At 56.0% G+C, this 15,429-nt stretch carries 13 protein-coding genes; 8 read left to right on the top strand and 5 right to left on the bottom strand.

From position 1 onward, the window contains the following. Positions 1-26: 26 nt before the first annotated feature. A complete protein-coding gene (locus WDB70_RS00640) occupies positions 27-2,306 on the bottom strand; it encodes a Tex family protein (RefSeq protein WP_406665606.1) in 2,280 nt (759 codons plus the stop codon). A 170-nt stretch (positions 2,307-2,476) separates the two neighbouring features. On the opposite strand from WDB70_RS00640, the gene WDB70_RS00645 reads away from it, so the two are divergent. The 8 genes from WDB70_RS00645 to katG all read left to right on the top strand — a co-directional run bounded on the left by WDB70_RS00645 (position 2,477) and on the right by katG (position 11,935). After that, positions 2,477-3,754 carry an NAD(P)/FAD-dependent oxidoreductase gene (locus tag WDB70_RS00645; RefSeq protein WP_406665608.1) on the top strand — a complete coding sequence of 426 codons (1,278 nt, stop codon included), beginning with the start codon at positions 2,477-2,479 and terminating at the stop codon, positions 3,752-3,754. An 87-nt stretch (positions 3,755-3,841) separates the two neighbouring features. Beyond that, the gene (gene greB / locus WDB70_RS00650; protein ID WP_406665610.1) at positions 3,842-4,315 is read left to right on the top strand and encodes a transcription elongation factor GreB; all 474 of its coding nucleotides are present in this window, start codon (positions 3,842-3,844) and stop codon (positions 4,313-4,315) included. A gap of 108 nt (positions 4,316-4,423) precedes the next feature. Then, positions 4,424-5,149 carry a two-component system response regulator OmpR gene (gene ompR, locus WDB70_RS00655; RefSeq protein ID WP_406665612.1) on the top strand — a complete coding sequence of 242 codons (726 nt, stop codon included), beginning with the start codon at positions 4,424-4,426 and terminating at the stop codon, positions 5,147-5,149. Continuing rightward, entirely contained in the window at positions 5,146-6,474 is a 1,329-nt protein-coding gene (gene envZ, locus WDB70_RS00660; protein ID WP_406665614.1) for a two-component system sensor histidine kinase EnvZ, read from the top strand. Before ompR ends, envZ begins: the two co-directional genes overlap by 4 nt. Positions 6,475-6,596: 122 nt before the next feature. Next, on the top strand, positions 6,597-8,270 hold the full coding sequence (locus WDB70_RS00665) for a carbon starvation protein A (protein ID WP_406665616.1): 1,674 nt from the start codon (positions 6,597-6,599) through the stop codon (positions 8,268-8,270). Continuing rightward, complete coding sequence (locus WDB70_RS00670) at positions 8,270-8,548, top strand: cory-CC-star protein (RefSeq protein WP_406665618.1); 279 nt, start codon at positions 8,270-8,272, stop codon at positions 8,546-8,548. The genes WDB70_RS00665 and WDB70_RS00670 overlap by 1 nt, the downstream gene beginning before the upstream one ends. Next, a complete protein-coding gene (locus WDB70_RS00675; protein WP_406665620.1) occupies positions 8,548-9,549 on the top strand; it encodes an ArsA family ATPase in 1,002 nt (333 codons plus the stop codon). The genes WDB70_RS00670 and WDB70_RS00675 overlap by 1 nt, the downstream gene beginning before the upstream one ends. A 214-nt stretch (positions 9,550-9,763) precedes the next feature. Beyond that, positions 9,764-11,935, top strand: coding sequence for a catalase/peroxidase HPI (gene katG, locus WDB70_RS00680; protein ID WP_406665622.1), 2,172 nt, complete (start codon positions 9,764-9,766; stop codon positions 11,933-11,935). 100 nt (positions 11,936-12,035) lie between these two features. Here the strand turns inward: katG and WDB70_RS00685 are convergent, their stop codons facing one another. The 4 genes from WDB70_RS00685 to pckA form a co-directional block, all read right to left on the bottom strand. Further along, positions 12,036-12,965, bottom strand: coding sequence for a sterol desaturase family protein (locus WDB70_RS00685; protein ID WP_406665624.1), 930 nt, complete (start codon positions 12,963-12,965; stop codon positions 12,036-12,038). Continuing rightward, on the bottom strand, positions 12,955-13,380 hold the full coding sequence (locus WDB70_RS00690) for a hypothetical protein (protein WP_406665626.1): 426 nt from the start codon (positions 13,378-13,380) through the stop codon (positions 12,955-12,957). The genes WDB70_RS00685 and WDB70_RS00690 overlap by 11 nt, the downstream gene beginning before the upstream one ends. A 78-nt stretch (positions 13,381-13,458) precedes the next feature. Then, positions 13,459-13,668: a hypothetical protein gene (locus tag WDB70_RS00695; RefSeq protein WP_406665628.1), complete on the bottom strand. Its 210-nt coding sequence runs from the start codon at positions 13,666-13,668 to the stop codon at positions 13,459-13,461. Between the two features lie 74 nt (positions 13,669-13,742). Next, positions 13,743-15,344 (bottom strand): phosphoenolpyruvate carboxykinase (ATP), encoded by a 1,602-nt coding sequence (gene pckA, locus WDB70_RS00700; protein ID WP_406665630.1) that lies wholly within the window; start codon positions 15,342-15,344, stop codon positions 13,743-13,745. Positions 15,345-15,429: the final 85 nt, after the last annotated feature.

The following is a 15,429-nucleotide window of genomic DNA, read 5'->3' on the forward strand; positions in this document are numbered from 1 at the left end:
AAAAACCGGGGCATGCCCCGGTTTTTTTAGCGCTTCATGGCGGCTTTTAAGGCATCAGCCATCGCTGAGTTACTGCTGTCGTGTGCGGGAGATTTGACCTTTGGTTGCGGCCGCTGGCGACTTTCTGAGCGTACTTGTGGTCGGGCTTCGTCTGACAAACGCATGGTCAGGGCAATGCGCTTTCGCTCGATGTCCACATCCAGCACTTTCACTTTCACCACCAGGCCGGCTTTGACCAGCTCGCGCGGGTCATTGATACGCCGTTCGCTCATGGCACTGATATGAACCAGGCCGTCCTGATGGACGCCGATATCGACAAAGGCGCCAAAGTTCGTCACGTTTGTTACCACCCCTTCAAGTACCATGCCGGGCTTGAGGTCGGCCAGGGTTTCAACGCCATCGGCAAAGCTGGCAGTTTTAAACTCCGGGCGGGGGTCACGGCCAGGTTTCTCCAGTTCTTTGAGAATATCGCTGACGGTCGGTAAGCCGAACTGTTCATCCACAAAGTCGCCGGGGCGTAGCTTCTTCAGTACGTCAGCGTGGCCAATCAGGGCGGCCGCCGGTTTACCGGTCTGGGCGGTGATTTTTTCCACCACCGGATAGGCTTCCGGGTGTACGCCTGAGGCATCCAGCGGGTTACGGCCTTGCATGATGCGTAAGAAGCCAGCGCATTGTTCAAAGGCCTTTGGCCCCAGGCGCGGTACTTTCAGCAAATCCTTGCGGCTGGTAAAAGCGCCATTGTCATTACGCCAATTGACCAGATTGCCGGCCAGGGTATTGTTGAGGCCCGATACCCGGGCCAGCAACGGCGCCGAGGCGGTATTGAGATCGACGCCAACAGCGTTAACGCAGTCTTCCACCACGGCATCCAGCATTTTGGCCAACTGGCTTTGATTGACGTCATGCTGGTACTGGCCTACCCCGATTGACTTCGGGTCAATTTTGACCAGTTCGGCCAGAGGATCCTGTAACCGCCGGGCGATGGAAACGGCGCCCCGCAGTGAAACATCCAGATCGGGAAACTCTGCAGCGGCGACTTCGGAAGCGGAATACACCGAGGCCCCGGCTTCACTGACCATGATTTTAGTGGTGTTGAGGTCGCCAGCCTTTTTCAGCATCTCTGCCACGAGGCGGTCAGTTTCACGGCTGGCGGTGCCATTACCAATAGCAATCAAGTCCACCTGAAAGCGGCGGCATAGCTGCTCCAGCGCCGCCATTGACTGAGCATACTGGCGCTTGGGTTCAAAGGGGTAAATGGTGGCGGTACCCAGTACCTTACCGGTGTCATCCACCAGTGCCACTTTGACGCCGGTACGAATACCCGGATCCAGCCCCATCACCACTTTCGGGCCAGCCGGGGCGGCCATCAGCAGATCCTTGAGGTTATCGGCAAAGACCTTGATAGCCTCGGCTTCGGCAGCTTCGCGCACCCGCCCCATCAGCTCGGTTTCCATGTACATGGCGATCTTGATGCGCCAGGTCCAGCTCACCACTTGTTGTAACCAACAATCACGCGGGCTGTCGCCCAGTTCAAGGCCGAAATGCCGAGCGATAAGAACTTCGCAATAAGAGCCGCGCTCACCTTCTGGCTGGCCAGGGTCAGCATTGATGGTTAATGTCAATACCCCTTCATTACGGCCCCGCAGCATGGCTAAAGCCCGATGTGACGGCACCCGGGCCAGGGGCTCACTGTGTTCAAAATAATCAGAAAATTTGCTGCCTTGTTGCTCTTTCCCGGCAATAACCCGTGACTCCAACAGTGCGTTTTGCCACAGGTGATGGCGCACTTTTTCCAGCAGCGCGGCCTCTTCGGCAAAGCGTTCCATCAGAATGTAGCGGGCCCCATCCAGTGCGGCCTTGGGATCGGCAACCTGTTCGTTGAGGTATTCGCTGGCCAGGTTTTGCGGGTCGCTACTGGCGTCATGGAACAAGGCGTCAGCCAATGGCTCCAGTCCTTGTTCGATGGCGATTTGACCTTTGGTGCGCCGCTTCGGCTTGTAAGGCAGGTAGAGTTCTTCCAACAGGGTTTTGCTGTCAGCTGCCAGCAATTGAGCCTTGAGTTTGTCGGTTAACTTACCCTGTTCGTCGACACTGCGGACAATAGCGTCACGGCGGTCTTCCAGTTCCCGCAGGTAGCCTAGCCGAGACTCCAGATGACGTAGCTGGGTATCATCTAGGCCTCCGGTCACTTCTTTACGGTAACGGGCAACAAAAGGCACGGTTGCGCCGTCATCAAGCAAGGCAACCGCGGCCTGTACTTGTTGTTCGCGAACACCCAGTTCCTCAGCTATTTTTTTATTAATCATGCTTATGCATTGTGTTGGTGCGATCTATGCCGACATTGTGCCATGGCTGTTGGCCATGGCGAACGTTGTTTTGGCGTGCATACCGGCGATAAATAAGCTGTTACTTGCCAAACGGGCTCAAACTTTCTACAGTCTGCATACCTATAGGGGTATGAGTATTGGGGGATATAATGAAAACAATCGCCGTCATCGGCGCCGGTATCGGCGGTATGTCGATTGCCTTCGAGCTGCGTCAGAAGTTCAACAAGAAGGACTACCAAGTGGTAGTCATCGGTGAAGGTTCCGAGTTCCAGTTTGTGCCGTCCAATCCCTGGATTGCCTTGGGTGAGCGTACCCGTGACCAGGTGGTTATGGATGCGGGTAAGTACCTGGAAAAACGCAACATCCAGTTCTCACCGGCAGGGGTCACCCACATTGATGCTGAAGCCAAGTTACTGACCTTGGGTGATGACAGTAAAATTGAATATGAATATCTGGTGATCTGTTCCGGCCCACGGTTGGCTTTTGAAGCTGTACCTGGTTCTGGCCCGGAAGGGGGCTACACCCAGTCCATTTGTACTGCTGATCACGCTGTTAAGGCCCATGAAGCATACGAAGAACTGCTGAAAAAACCTGGCCCGGTGGTGGTTGGGGCAATGCAGGGAGCCAGCTGCTTTGGCCCGGCTTACGAATATGTGTTGTCGCTTGAAGGCGCCTTGCGTAAGAAAAAAATGCGTGACCAGGTGCCAATCACCTTTGTGACCAGCGAACCCTATGTTGGCCACATGGGCCTGGGGGGCGTTGGTGATTCCAAGCACCTGATGGAGCATGAGTTCCGTGAGCGCGGGATCAAATGGATCTGTAACGCCAAAATCAAGGAATTCGAGCAGGGCAAAGCCCACGTTGAGGAAGTGGATCGTAAGGGTGAGACTGAGTTTACCCACGAACTGGACTTCAACATGGCGATGTTCCTACCGCCGTTCCGTGGTTCAGAAGCCATTGCTGCGGTGCCAGAGCTTTGTAACCCCAAAGGTTTTGTAATCACTGACCAATTCCAGCGTTCACCCAAGTACCACAATATCTTTGCCGCGGGTGTCTGTGTGGCCATTGCGCCGCTGGAAAACACGCCGGTACCGACGGGAGCACCGAAGACCGGTTTTATGATCGAATCCATGACCACTGCCATTGTTGAAAATATCATGCAGATGGAAAGTGGCAAGGAACCGGATGTACATCCGACGCTGAACGCGATCTGCCTGGCAGATATGGGTGATACCGGCGCGGCTTTCGTAGCCTTGCCGCAAAACCCGCCCCGCAACACCAACTGGACATCCATGGGTAAATGGGTGCACTTGGCCAAGATTGCGTTTGAGAAGTACTTCCTCTACAAAATCAAGCGCGGTACGTCCGAACCTATCTACGAGAAATACGTACTGGGTGCCATGGGTATCAAACGTACCAAAGACTGATCACCGCTTGATTGGTTAAGTGGTTCGCGCTAAAAAAGCGCCATAGTGAAGCGCACCTTCGGGTGCGCTTTTGCGTTTGGAGCCAAGATGAAAACTAATCTGATCACCCGTGATGGCTTTAATGCCCTGAAAACGGAGCTAGATCACCTGTGGCGTGATGAGCGCCCAGAGGTCACCAAAAAAGTTGCCTGGGCGGCTAGCCTCGGTGATCGCAGCGAAAATGCCGATTACCAGTACAACAAGAAACGGCTGCGGGAAATTGACCGGCGGGTGCGCTTTTTACGCAAGCGCCTGGAGCAGGTGCGCGTGGTGGATTACTCACCACAGCAAGATGGCCGGGTGTTTTTTGGGGCCTGGGTGGAAGTGGAAAATGAAGCCGGTGAGCTGCGCCGTTTTCGCATCGTTGGGCCGGACGAGATCTATGGCCGCAAAGATTACATTTCTATCGATGCCCCGATGGCCCGGGCGCTATTGAAAAAGGCCGTTGACGAGGAGGTCACAGTGCGTACTCCGGAAGGGGTACGCCAGTGGTATGTTGTCAGTATTCACTATGAGCACTGAGTCAGCCGTGATGCTGACCGGCGTTATAAACCCTTTGTAACAAAAGAAGCCAGGCAGGGATGAGCGCAACTTTTTATAGTGGTGCCAGGGTCTGTGGAGAACAAAAGCATGGGACAGGAAACCACCAAAATTCTGGTTGTTGATGATGACATGCGGCTACGGTCGCTGCTGGAGCGCTACCTGGTTGAGCAAGGCTTTCAGGTGCGGGCCGTGGCCAATGCTGAACAAATGGACCGGTTACTGGAGCGGGAAAATTTTCATCTGATGGTGCTGGATCTGATGCTGCCTGGTGAAGATGGCTTGGCTATCTGTAAACGGCTGCGCGGCCATGAACAGCAAATCCCCATTGTGATGCTGACCGCCAAAGGCGATGAAGTGGACCGCATTATCGGCCTGGAACTGGGCGCTGATGACTATTTGGCCAAACCCTTTAACCCGCGCGAACTGCTGGCCCGCATTCGTGCGGTATTGCGGCGCCGCACCAGTGAACTGCCTGGAGCGCCGTCAGCCAAGGAAGCGGAAATCTCTTTTGGTGAGTTCCGGCTTAACCTTGGCACCCGGGAAATGTTTCATGGCGAAAAGCTGATGTCGCTGACCTCCGGTGAGTTTGCCGTACTCAAGGCGCTGGTCAGCCACCCACGGGAGCCGTTGTCCCGGGACAAATTGATGAACCTGGCCCGAGGCCGTGACTATTCCGCCCTGGAACGCTCTATTGACGTACAGGTGTCTCGGCTCCGGCGCATGATTGAGCCGGATCCGGCCCACCCCCGTTATATTCAGACCGTTTGGGGCCTGGGTTATGTCTTTGTGCCGGACGGCAGCGAGCGGCCATGAGGCTACTGCCGCGCTCGGCATTCGGGCAGACAGTCGCACTGCTGGCAGCGATGTTGCTGGTTAATCAGCTGGTCAGTTACGTCATTGTCGCGCTGTATGTGATCAAGCCCAGCTATGACCAGATCAATGATCTGTTGGCCAAGCAGGTGAAAGTGGTGTTCATCGATGAGCCGCTGAACGGCCGCAAGCGGCTGCACCTGTCACCGGAAATGAAAAAGCGCTTCTTTGAAGCCACCGGTATTGAGATTTACAGCAAGGAAGCGGCAATGCGTGCCGGCCTTGGCCAGGCGAAGCACTACAACTACCTGTCCAGTGAGTTAGGCCGGGAATTGGGCGGCCCTACTGACGTGCGAATAAGCCAGGGCAAGAATCTCGATATCTGGGTAAAAACCCCCATGGCGCCCCGTTACTGGCTGCGAGTGCCGCTGTCTGGCTTTGACAGTGCCCGTTTTTCGCCGTTACCCATTTATCTCGGAGTCATAGGTATCTTGTCGGTGCTCGGTGGCTGGTTATTTGCCCGGCGCTTGAACCGACCGCTAAAACGCTTAGAAGGCGCTGCCCGCAGTGTTGGTCGTGGTGAACAGCCACCGCCCTTGCCGGTAGATGAAGGCGCCAGTGAGATCCAGTCGGTGACCCGGGCCTTTAACCGGATGGCACGCGGTGTTGCCCAACTAGAAGAAGACCGGGCGTTGCTGATGGCCGGTATTTCCCATGATTTACGTACGCCACTGACCCGCATCCGCCTGGCCTCGGAAATGATGGGAGATGATGAGCAGTACCTCAAAGAAGGTATTGCCAGCGATATAGATGACATGAACGCCATCATTGACCAGTTCATCGCCTATGTTCGCCAGGATCGTGAAGACGAACCGCAGCTCACTGACGTGTGTGCTTTGGTGGAAGATGCTGTCAGTGCTTTTACCGATCGGCCGCTTAATGCAGCCTTGCAGTGCCGGACTTTGCCTGCCATGCGGGTGCGGCCACTGGCCATCAAACGGCTGGTATACAACCTGCTGGAAAATGCCGAACGCTATGGTAACGGGGAAGCACTGGTGGCTGCCCGCCTCAGTGACGATCAGCAATGGCTGGAATTACAGGTAGATGATAATGGCCCCGGTATTGTTGCTGAAGAGCGGGCCCGGCTGTTTCAACCTTTCGAACGGGGCGATAAAGCCCGCGGCACCCACGGTTCGGGCCTGGGGCTGGCGATCATCAAGAAAATTGTCGACTCCTATGAAGGCGAGATCCACCTCAGTGATGGCGATCTTGGCGGGTTATGTGTGTTGATCCGTTTACCTCTGGCCGCAATGGAAACTGTGAAGTAGGTTTACCTGATATAGCCAAAAGTCGCATTGTGTTGTTCATAAAATGTGCAGACGATGGTGGCGGGAGTACACTTGCTGGCTCCCGGACAGCCACATAACACGCAAAACAATGAGGACTGCTCATGAGCGCCATCGTATTGCTGGTATTGGGGTTAGGTGGTATGGCCCTGGGCTATTTCGTCTATTCCAAGTTCATTGCCAAGCACGTCTACCAACTCGAAGAACAATTTCAAACCCCCGCCCACGAATTTGAAGACGGTGTGGACTTCGTCCCCACCAACAAATTTGTACTCTGGGGCCATCACTTTACTTCCGTAGCCGGTGCTGCGCCTATTGTCGGGCCCGCCATTGCGGTGATCTGGGGCTGGTTACCAGCCTTCTTGTGGGTCACTCTCGGTACCATCTTCTTTGCCGGTGTGCATGACTTCGGCGCCGTCTGGGCCAGTGTGCGCAACAAGGCCAAGTCGGTCGGCGCCCTGACCGGAGAAGTGGTCGGCAAACGGGCCCGTGCGGTCTTTATGATCGTGATTTTCCTGGTGCTGTTGATGGTTAACGCCGTCTTCGGCGTCGTTATCGCCAAGCTGCTGATCAACACGCCCGGTTCGGTATTGCCGGTGTGGGGCGCTATTGCGGTGGCACTGGTTATTGGCCAGTTGATCTACCGCTTTAAAATGGGCCTGGGGCTGGTGTCGGTTGTCGGTGTTGCGGTGCTTTACTGGTTGATCTACATGGGGCCGTCGGTACCGGTAACGCTACCTGATTCCGTGATCGGCTTATCGCCGTCAGCGGTATGGATCCTGATTTTGTTTGCTTACGCGGCCATTGCCTCGTTGCTGCCGGTCTGGGTTTTATTGCAACCGCGGGACTATATCAACGGTCTGCAGCTGTTTGTGGGCTTGATCCTGCTTTATGGAGCGGTACTGATTGCCAACCCGACCGTGGTCGCCCCAATGATTAACACCAATGTACCGGCCGGAACGCCGTCGATGGTGCCGTTATTGTTTGTGACCATAGCCTGTGGCGCTATCTCCGGCTTCCATGGCTTGGTGGCATCCGGCACCACATCCAAACAGCTCAACAAAGAAACCGATGCCCGTTTTGTCGGTTACTTTGGCTCTGTTGGTGAAGGTGCGCTGGCGCTGGCAGCCATCATTGCTGCAACGGCGGGTTTTGCCTCACTGGCTGACTGGCAAGCGGTATACACCGCCTTTGGTAAAGGCAGCCTGGTGGCCTTTGTGCAAGGCGGCGCCAGCATTCTCAGTGCGGGTACCGGTATGGACAGTACCGTTGCCGCCACTATGCTGACGGTGATGGCGGCGCTGTTTGCCGGAACCACCATGGATACCGGCTTGCGCCTGCAACGCTATATCTTCCAGGAATGGGGTGAGATCTACGACATCAAGTGGATGGGCAAGCCCTTTGCTGCTACCAGTCTGGCGGTTGTGAGCTGCCTGGTGCTGGCCTTTGGCGCCGGCGGTGCGGATGGCTCCGGCGGCTTGCTGATCTGGCCATTGTTCGGTACCACCAACCAGTTGTTGGCCGGTCTGACGCTGCTGGTGATTGCCGTCATGCTGGTGCGCCGCAAGCGCCCGGCGATTTATGTCATGGCACCGCTGGTGTTCCTGCTGGTGATGACCCTGGCAGCGCTGCTGCTGCAATTGAAGGGCTTTTATACCGGTGGTAAGTGGTTCCTGCTGGGGCTGGATATCGTGGTGCTGGTGGCAGCGGTGCTGGTGACCTTGGAATGTATCGGTGCCCTGCGTGACGAAAAACGCAAAGCCGAGGCCAAGGTCTGATGAAAGAGACCTTCGCACGGCTGCGGTTTTGGTATCAAAAAGCCAGTACGCTGGGGGCGCAGTATTATAACGCCCCCTACCGTGCCGCCATTGCCCGGGCCAAGCGGGATGAAGAAGATCTGTTCATGCTGCTGGTGTTCTCGGAAATGATGGGGGTGCCAAATCCTGCTTCCTGGTACTGCCTGGAACTGCAGCCGCTGCTACTTGAACGTTTCCATGCCTGGCATAAACGCATGGGCATGGAGCGTTCCCCTCTTGATAACTTTCGGTGCTGCTGATGTTAAAGCAACTACTGACAGACAAACGGCTACTGCTGGTTGGCGGCAAAGGCGGCGTGGGTAAAACCACCGTCTCGGCCGCTTTGGCAGTAGCAGCGGCCGAAGCTGGGCGTAAGGTGCTGGTGATTTCTACCGATCCGGCGCACAGCCTGGCTGACGCCTTCGACCGCCCCATCGGTGGCAAACCGGTTGCCTTGGCCAATAACCTCACTGGCCTGGAACTGGACCCGGATGCCGAAGTGGAAGCTTATCTGGAACGGGTCTTGGCGCAGATGCGCCGCTATGCCGGCCCCGATCAGGTAGGTGAACTGAAGCGCCAGCTGCGGTTGTCGAGCCAATCACCGGGTGCGCAGGAAGCCGCGCTACTGGAGCGTATGGCACGGTTGATGGAAGAAGGCCTGGAACAGTACGACCTGCTGATTTTTGATACTGCACCGACCGGCCATACCTTGCGGCTGTTGAGCCTGCCAGAGGTCATGGCGGCCTGGACAGAAGGCCTGCTCAAACACAACAAGCGGGCGGAAAAACTCGGTGAAGTATTGTCACACCTGACACCGGGGCGCAGTGTCGCCAGCCCGGTCGGTGACCCGTCCGAGGATGCCTTGGAGGGGCTGGATGATCGTGGCCGTGAACTGGCCGACACGCTACTGAAACGGCAACGGTTATTTCACCGTACCCGGCACCTGCTGGCGGATAGCGAACGCACTGGCTTTTTGTTTGTGCTGACACCAGAACGGTTACCGGTGCTGGAAACTGAACGGGCCGTCAATGCCCTGCAAGATGCCCATATTCCCGTGGCCGGTGCTGTGGTGAACCGGGTTTTACCGGCAGCGGACGACAGTGTTTTCTGGGCTGCTCGCCGGGAGCGCCAGCAACGCCATCTGGATGACATCGCCGAGAGGCTTGGTGCCTTGGCGCGGGTACAGGTGCCATTGCAGCAGGACGATATTCAAGGCCTGAATGCGCTCAGTCAGTTTGGTCAGCAACTGTTGCATGCCTAATGAAAACCGCCAGCAGGCGGTTTTCATCGCTTTCCCCCATAGAAAACCCCATTTTTATCATTAAAAGCAATTGCTCTTATTGTTAATCCCCGTTTAGCAGGTTCCTGCTACCCCTGCTAGCTTGAAATAAGCACAAGCGGCAGTGGTGCGGTCGTGTATTTCCCACATCATCGGTAGCGCTGCCTGTTATCTGACCCTAAAAAGGACTGACAAGATGAGTAACGGTAAATGCCCGGTGATGCACGGTGCTAATACGGCGGTGGGCAATGACACCATGGCGTGGTGGCCAAAAGCCCTGAATCTCGACATCCTCCATCAGCATGACCGCAAGACCAACCCACTGGGTGACGACTTCAATTATGCAGAAGCCTTCAAAACGCTGGATCTGGCAGCGGTCAAAGCCGACCTTAAAGCCCTGATGACCAATAGCCAGAGCTGGTGGCCAGCCGACTGGGGCCATTATGGTGGCTTGATGATCCGTATGGCCTGGCATGCGGCAGGCTCTTACCGTATTGCCGATGGCCGGGGTGGTGCTGGCACAGGTAATCAACGCTTTGCGCCACTGAATTCCTGGCCTGACAACGTTAACCTCGACAAAGCCCGGCGACTGCTGTGGCCTATTAAGAAAAAGTACGGCAATAAACTCTCCTGGGCCGATTTGATTATTCTCGCCGGCACCATGGCTTATGAGTCAATGGGCCTGAAAACCTTCGGCTTTGCCGGCGGCCGTGAAGATATCTGGCACCCGGAAAAAGACACGTACTGGGGCTCGGAAAAAGAATGGCTGGCGCCCAGTGACAACCCCGACAGCCGTTACTCCGGTGAACGTGATCTGGAAAATCCGCTGGCGGCGGTAATGATGGGGTTGATTTACGTTAACCCGGAAGGGGTTGATGGCCAGCCTGATCCTTTGAAGACCGCCCAGGATGTGCGCGAAACGTTCAAGCGCATGGCCATGAATGACGAAGAGACCGTCGCGCTTACCGCTGGTGGCCATACCGTCGGCAAATGCCATGGCAATGGTAATGCCGATAACCTCGGCCCTGAGCCCGAGGCGGCAGATGTTGATGCGCAGGGCCTGGGCTGGCTCAATACGGTTAGCCGCGGGATCGGCCGCGACACCGTTACCAGCGGTTTGGAAGGTGCCTGGACTACCCATCCCACGCAATGGGATAACGGCTACTTTCATTTGTTACTGAACTACCACTGGGAGCTGGCCAAAAGCCCGGCCGGTGCCTGGCAGTGGGAGCCGGTGGACATCAAGGAAGAAGACAAGCCAGTGGATGTGGAAGCCCCCAGCATTCGCCATAACCCCATCATGACTGACGCTGACATGGCCATGAAAATGGATCCGGCCTATCGGCAGATAGCCGAACGCTTTTATAACGATCCGGACTACTTCGCAGACGTTTTTGCGCGTGCCTGGTTCAAGCTGACGCACCGTGACATGGGGCCGAAAAGCCGTTACCTGGGGCCGGACGTACCAGCTGAAGAACTGATTTGGCAAGATCCGGTGCCAGCCGGTAACACTGATCTCAACGCTAGCGATATCGCACAACTCAAAGCACAAATCCTGGCCAGCGGTTTGCGTGTTGGTGAGCTGGTTGCCACTGCCTGGGACAGTGCCCGTACGTTCCGTGGCTCGGACTTTCGTGGTGGTGCCAATGGCGCCAGGATACGCTTGGCACCACAAAAAGACTGGCAAGGGAACGAACCGGTACGGCTACAAAAAGTACTGGCTGAGCTCGAAGCAATCCAACACAACTTCGCCAAGCCAGTATCACTGGCTGATTTGATTGTGCTGGCCGGCACCGCCGCCGTGGAAAAAGCGGCGGCTGATGCCGGGGTGGCGATCACGGTGCCCTTTGCGCCGGGCCGTGGGGATGCCACGGAGGCAATGACCGACGCCGAATCCTTTGCGCCACTGGAGCCAGTGCATGATGGCTTTCGTAACTGGCTGAAGCAGGATTATGCGGTGCAACCGGAAGAGCTGTTACTTGACCGTGCCCAGCTGATGGGCCTGACGGCGCCGCAAATGACGGCACTGATAGGCGGCTTACGGGTACTGGGCGCCAACTATGACAACAGTCCGGAGGGGGTCTTTACGGACCGCATTGGTGTCTTGTCCAACGACTTTTTCGTTAACCTGACCGATATGGCCTACCAGTGGCAGCCAACGGCGAGCAATCGCTACAACATTGTGGCCCGTGATACTGGCAAGGTAGCCTGGACGGCCAGCCGGGTTGATTTGGTGTTTGGCTCCAACGCCATACTGCGCTCCTACGCCGAGGTTTACGCCCAGGACGATAATCACCAGAAGTTCGTCAAAGACTTTGTTGCAGCCTGGGTGCAGGTGATGAACGCCGACCGTTTTGACTTGCACTGAAGGTTAGGCGCGTTTGCTGGGCTCATCGCTTCGCAAGAAGCCTGGAAGGTAGTATGGGCCTTTCATAACAAACAGGCCGCCAGTTTGGCGGCCTGTTTTTCTACTCGACGGCTGGGTGTTCTGCGCCGCGTTTCCCGGCGCGCTGGCGAGCCAGCCATTCTTCCTTGAGCATGTCGCTGGTCTTGCGGCTGCCGTCTGGTGTCCAGCCCGGTGGAGCAAAGAGAAACATGAATTTGTCGTGCAGGGTCCTGGCCCCCCTGATGTCCTTGATAATGCCCCACCATTCATGGAAGGCAACCCGCAGCGGGTTGAAGGTGCCCAGATCGTGCACGAGGCCGTAGCGTACGGGCTCGGCATCGTCTTCGGGCACGAAGGTGCCGAACAGCTTGTCCCAAATGATAAAGACACCAGCATAGTTGGAGTCCAGATATTGCGGGTTGTTGGCGTGATGGACACGGTGGTGGCTTGGGGTGTTCATGATTGCCTCAAACCAGCGTGGCATGCGCCTTATCGCCTCGGTATGGACCCAGAATTGGTAAATGAGGTTGATGCCGGCAACGAACAGGATAATGGCCGGGTGCACCCCGAGAATGATCAGCGGGATCTTAAACAGGGCGCCGGGCGTGAATTGGCCGGTCCAGGTCTGTCTCAGTGCGGTCGTCAGGTTGTAATGCTGGCTGGAATGATGGGTGACATGTGCGGCCCACATCCAGCGCACGCGATGGCCGTAGCGGTGTAGCCAGTAATAGGCGAAGTCATCGAGCACGAAGGCGAGCACGAACACCCAAGGTGCCTGGCCGAGGTCGAAGAGCCTCAGATTGTCCCAGATCCAGTAGGCGCTGATGGCAGCAATAGACGCAGTCAGAGCACCGGAAACTGTACTGCCCAGGCCCATGACCAGCGAGGTATAGGTATCCCTGCTTTCAAAATGGGCACGGCCGGTTTTCCAGCCATAGATCATTTCAGCCAGGCACAGCAGCACAAAGGCCGGCACAGCGATAACGGTTGGTTCTGGCAGGTTAAGCAGCATGCTGTGGCGCCTCCACTTCAAGCTTTTTCAGAAGGTTGTAGGCTTTTTCTTGTGCGTCGCCTGAGAGGAGGAAATACAGCCCCGGGTAGGTGAAGTCATGAAAACGGATATACAGGCGGTCATCTTGGCGTTCAAGCGCAGCAATATCCGCGGCTGTCAGCAGGCGGCAGACTACCCGGTCACCGGGCTGGGTTACGAGGCCAAGCTCCTTCTCGCTGGCGGCGATCAGTAATAATGCAGCCGTACCGTCTTCTGCAATGATGGCTTCACCTGGCGTCAGGTCAGGGTAGCAGCGGCTAAAGTTATGGCGCACACGCTCAGCGTCCAGGCTCTTTTGCACGGGAAAGAGCCAGCGGGCAATCAACGCCAACAGCGTGATCGCTATGAACGAAAGTGCGAACTGCGTGTAATCCATACCGGCTTTCCTGACATTATTGTTATTGCCAACCCTTTATATACTGCTTCATCAAGGTAAGTAAAAACGGCCGCTTTGTTAAGGATGACTCAGGGCGGTTGTGAGCCAGGCCAATACCAGCTGCTGTTTGCTCTGGTCGGGGAAAAGGATAGAAAAGTGATTGTCATTTTGCCCTGTCCAGCGGCGCAGCTGGAGTGCTGACAGCGTTGTTGTCCAACGGGGCTTGCTCACCTTGTCTTGTGCTGCTGCCAGCAGCACAGGCTTATGCCATTTTGATAAAAGCGCCATGTCATAGTACATCCTTGTTGTTCATAACCTGAACTACCAAAAAGGCCGCTCAGTGAGCGGCCTTTTCGAGTCTTTTACAGCTTGGGGCCGGCGGCCACCAGAGCTTTACCGGCATCGTTGTCGGTGAACTTTGCAAAGTTATCGACAAAGCGCTGTGCCAGGTCGGTCGCTTTTTCCTGCCACTGAGCAGCATCCGGGTAGGTATTGCGTGGGTCCAAAATGGCGCTGTCTTCTACCCCCGGCAAAGCGCTGGGTACGGCCAGGTTGAAGTAGGGCAGGGTATGGAACTCAGCCTTATCAATGCTGCCATCAAGAATGGCGTCAATGATGGCGCGGGTTGCCTTGATGGAGATCCGCTTGCCAGTGCCATTCCAGCCGGTGTTGACCAAATAGGCCTCAGCACCAGCGGCTTTCATCCGCTTGACCAGCACTTCGGCGTATTGCGTTGGGTGCAGAGTCAAAAAGGCTGCGCCAAAGCAGCTGGAAAAGGTGGGCGTCGGTTCGGTAACGCCGCGCTCGGTGCCTGCCAGCTTGGCGGTAAAACCAGACAGGAAGTAGTACTCGGCCTGGGCATCGGTCAGTTTGGCTACCGGCGGCAGTACGCCAAAGGCGTCGGCCGTCAGGAAGATCACCTTCTTGGCATGGCCCGCTTTGGAGACCGGCTTGACGATGTTGTCGATATGGTAGATAGGGTAGGAGACCCGGGTGTTTTCGGTCTTGTTACCATCATCAAAGTCGACGCTGCCGTCGGCGCGCACGGTGACATTCTCCAGCAGGGCGTCGCGGCGAATGGCATTGTAAATATCCGGCTCGGCTTCCTTGCTGAGGTTAATGGTCTTGGCGTAGCAGCCCCCCTCAAAGTTGAATACGCCGTCATCATCCCAGCCATGTTCGTCGTCGCCAATCAGCTGGCGTTTCGGATCGGTCGAAAGGGTTGTTTTACCGGTACCGCTGAGACCAAAGAAAATCGCCACATCGCCTTCTTTACCAACGTTGGCAGAGCAGTGCATGGAGGCAATGCCTTTGAGCGGCAGCAGGTAGTTCATCATTGAGAACATGCCCTTTTTCATTTCCCCGCCGTACCAGGTACCGCCGATCAGCTGCATCCGTTCGGTGAGGTTGAAGGCGACGAAGTTTTCGCTGTGCAGGCCGTGTTTTTCACATTCCTGGTTGGTGCACTTGGCGCCGTTCATCACCACGAAGTCAGGCTGAAAGACTTTCAGTTCTTCTTTCGAAGGGCGAATGAACATGTTTTTGACAAAGTGTGCCTGCCAGGCCACTTCGGTAATAAAACGCACGGCCAGGCGGGAGTCTTCATTGGCACCGCAGAAGGTGTCCACCACAAACAAGCGCTTGCCGGACAGCTGCTCACTGACCAAGCCTTTCAGATCGGCCCAGATTTCCGGAGAAATGGGTTTGTTGTCATTTTTACCTTGGTCGGCCCACCAAACGGTGTCACGAGTGGTATCGTCACGAACGATGTATTTGTCCTTGGGAGAGCGGCCGGTAAAAATACCGGTATCCACGGCAACGGCGCCCAGGTCAGTGACCACCCCTTTTTCATAACCTGTTAAATCAGAACGGGTTTCTTCTTCGAATAATTGGTCGTACGAGGGATTGTGGACAATCTCCTGGACATCGGTAATGCCGTATTGGCCCAGATCGAGGTTGCTCATGGATGCGGCTCCTGCGGGTCGGTCGTAACTGCGTAGGGTATGAGTATTTTATGGCGGCATTGTAGCCCAAGGGGGGAGCGCAAAG

Source organism: Gallaecimonas aegicerasi, assembly GCF_045291545.1.
Lineage (GTDB): Bacteria > Pseudomonadota > Gammaproteobacteria > Enterobacterales > Gallaecimonadaceae > Gallaecimonas.

Coding starts and splice junctions, on each gene's coding strand:
- WDB70_RS00670 (WP_406665618.1), top strand. CDS start 8,270: ATGAAAGAGACCTTCGCACGGCTGCGGTTTTGGTATCAAAAAGCCAGT.
- pckA (WP_406665630.1), bottom strand. CDS start 15,344: ATGAGCAACCTCGATCTGGGCCAATACGGCATTACCGATGTCCAGGAG.
- WDB70_RS00645 (WP_406665608.1), top strand. CDS start 2,477: ATGAAAACAATCGCCGTCATCGGCGCCGGTATCGGCGGTATGTCGATT.
- greB (WP_406665610.1), top strand. CDS start 3,842: ATGAAAACTAATCTGATCACCCGTGATGGCTTTAATGCCCTGAAAACG.
- WDB70_RS00675 (WP_406665620.1), top strand. CDS start 8,548: ATGTTAAAGCAACTACTGACAGACAAACGGCTACTGCTGGTTGGCGGC.
- WDB70_RS00690 (WP_406665626.1), bottom strand. CDS start 13,380: ATGGATTACACGCAGTTCGCACTTTCGTTCATAGCGATCACGCTGTTG.
- WDB70_RS00685 (WP_406665624.1), bottom strand. CDS start 12,965: ATGCTGCTTAACCTGCCAGAACCAACCGTTATCGCTGTGCCGGCCTTT.
- katG (WP_406665622.1), top strand. CDS start 9,764: ATGAGTAACGGTAAATGCCCGGTGATGCACGGTGCTAATACGGCGGTG.
- envZ (WP_406665614.1), top strand. CDS start 5,146: ATGAGGCTACTGCCGCGCTCGGCATTCGGGCAGACAGTCGCACTGCTG.
- ompR (WP_406665612.1), top strand. CDS start 4,424: ATGGGACAGGAAACCACCAAAATTCTGGTTGTTGATGATGACATGCGG.
- WDB70_RS00640 (WP_406665606.1), bottom strand. CDS start 2,306: ATGATTAATAAAAAAATAGCTGAGGAACTGGGTGTTCGCGAACAACAA.
- WDB70_RS00665 (WP_406665616.1), top strand. CDS start 6,597: ATGAGCGCCATCGTATTGCTGGTATTGGGGTTAGGTGGTATGGCCCTG.
- WDB70_RS00695 (WP_406665628.1), bottom strand. CDS start 13,668: ATGGCGCTTTTATCAAAATGGCATAAGCCTGTGCTGCTGGCAGCAGCA.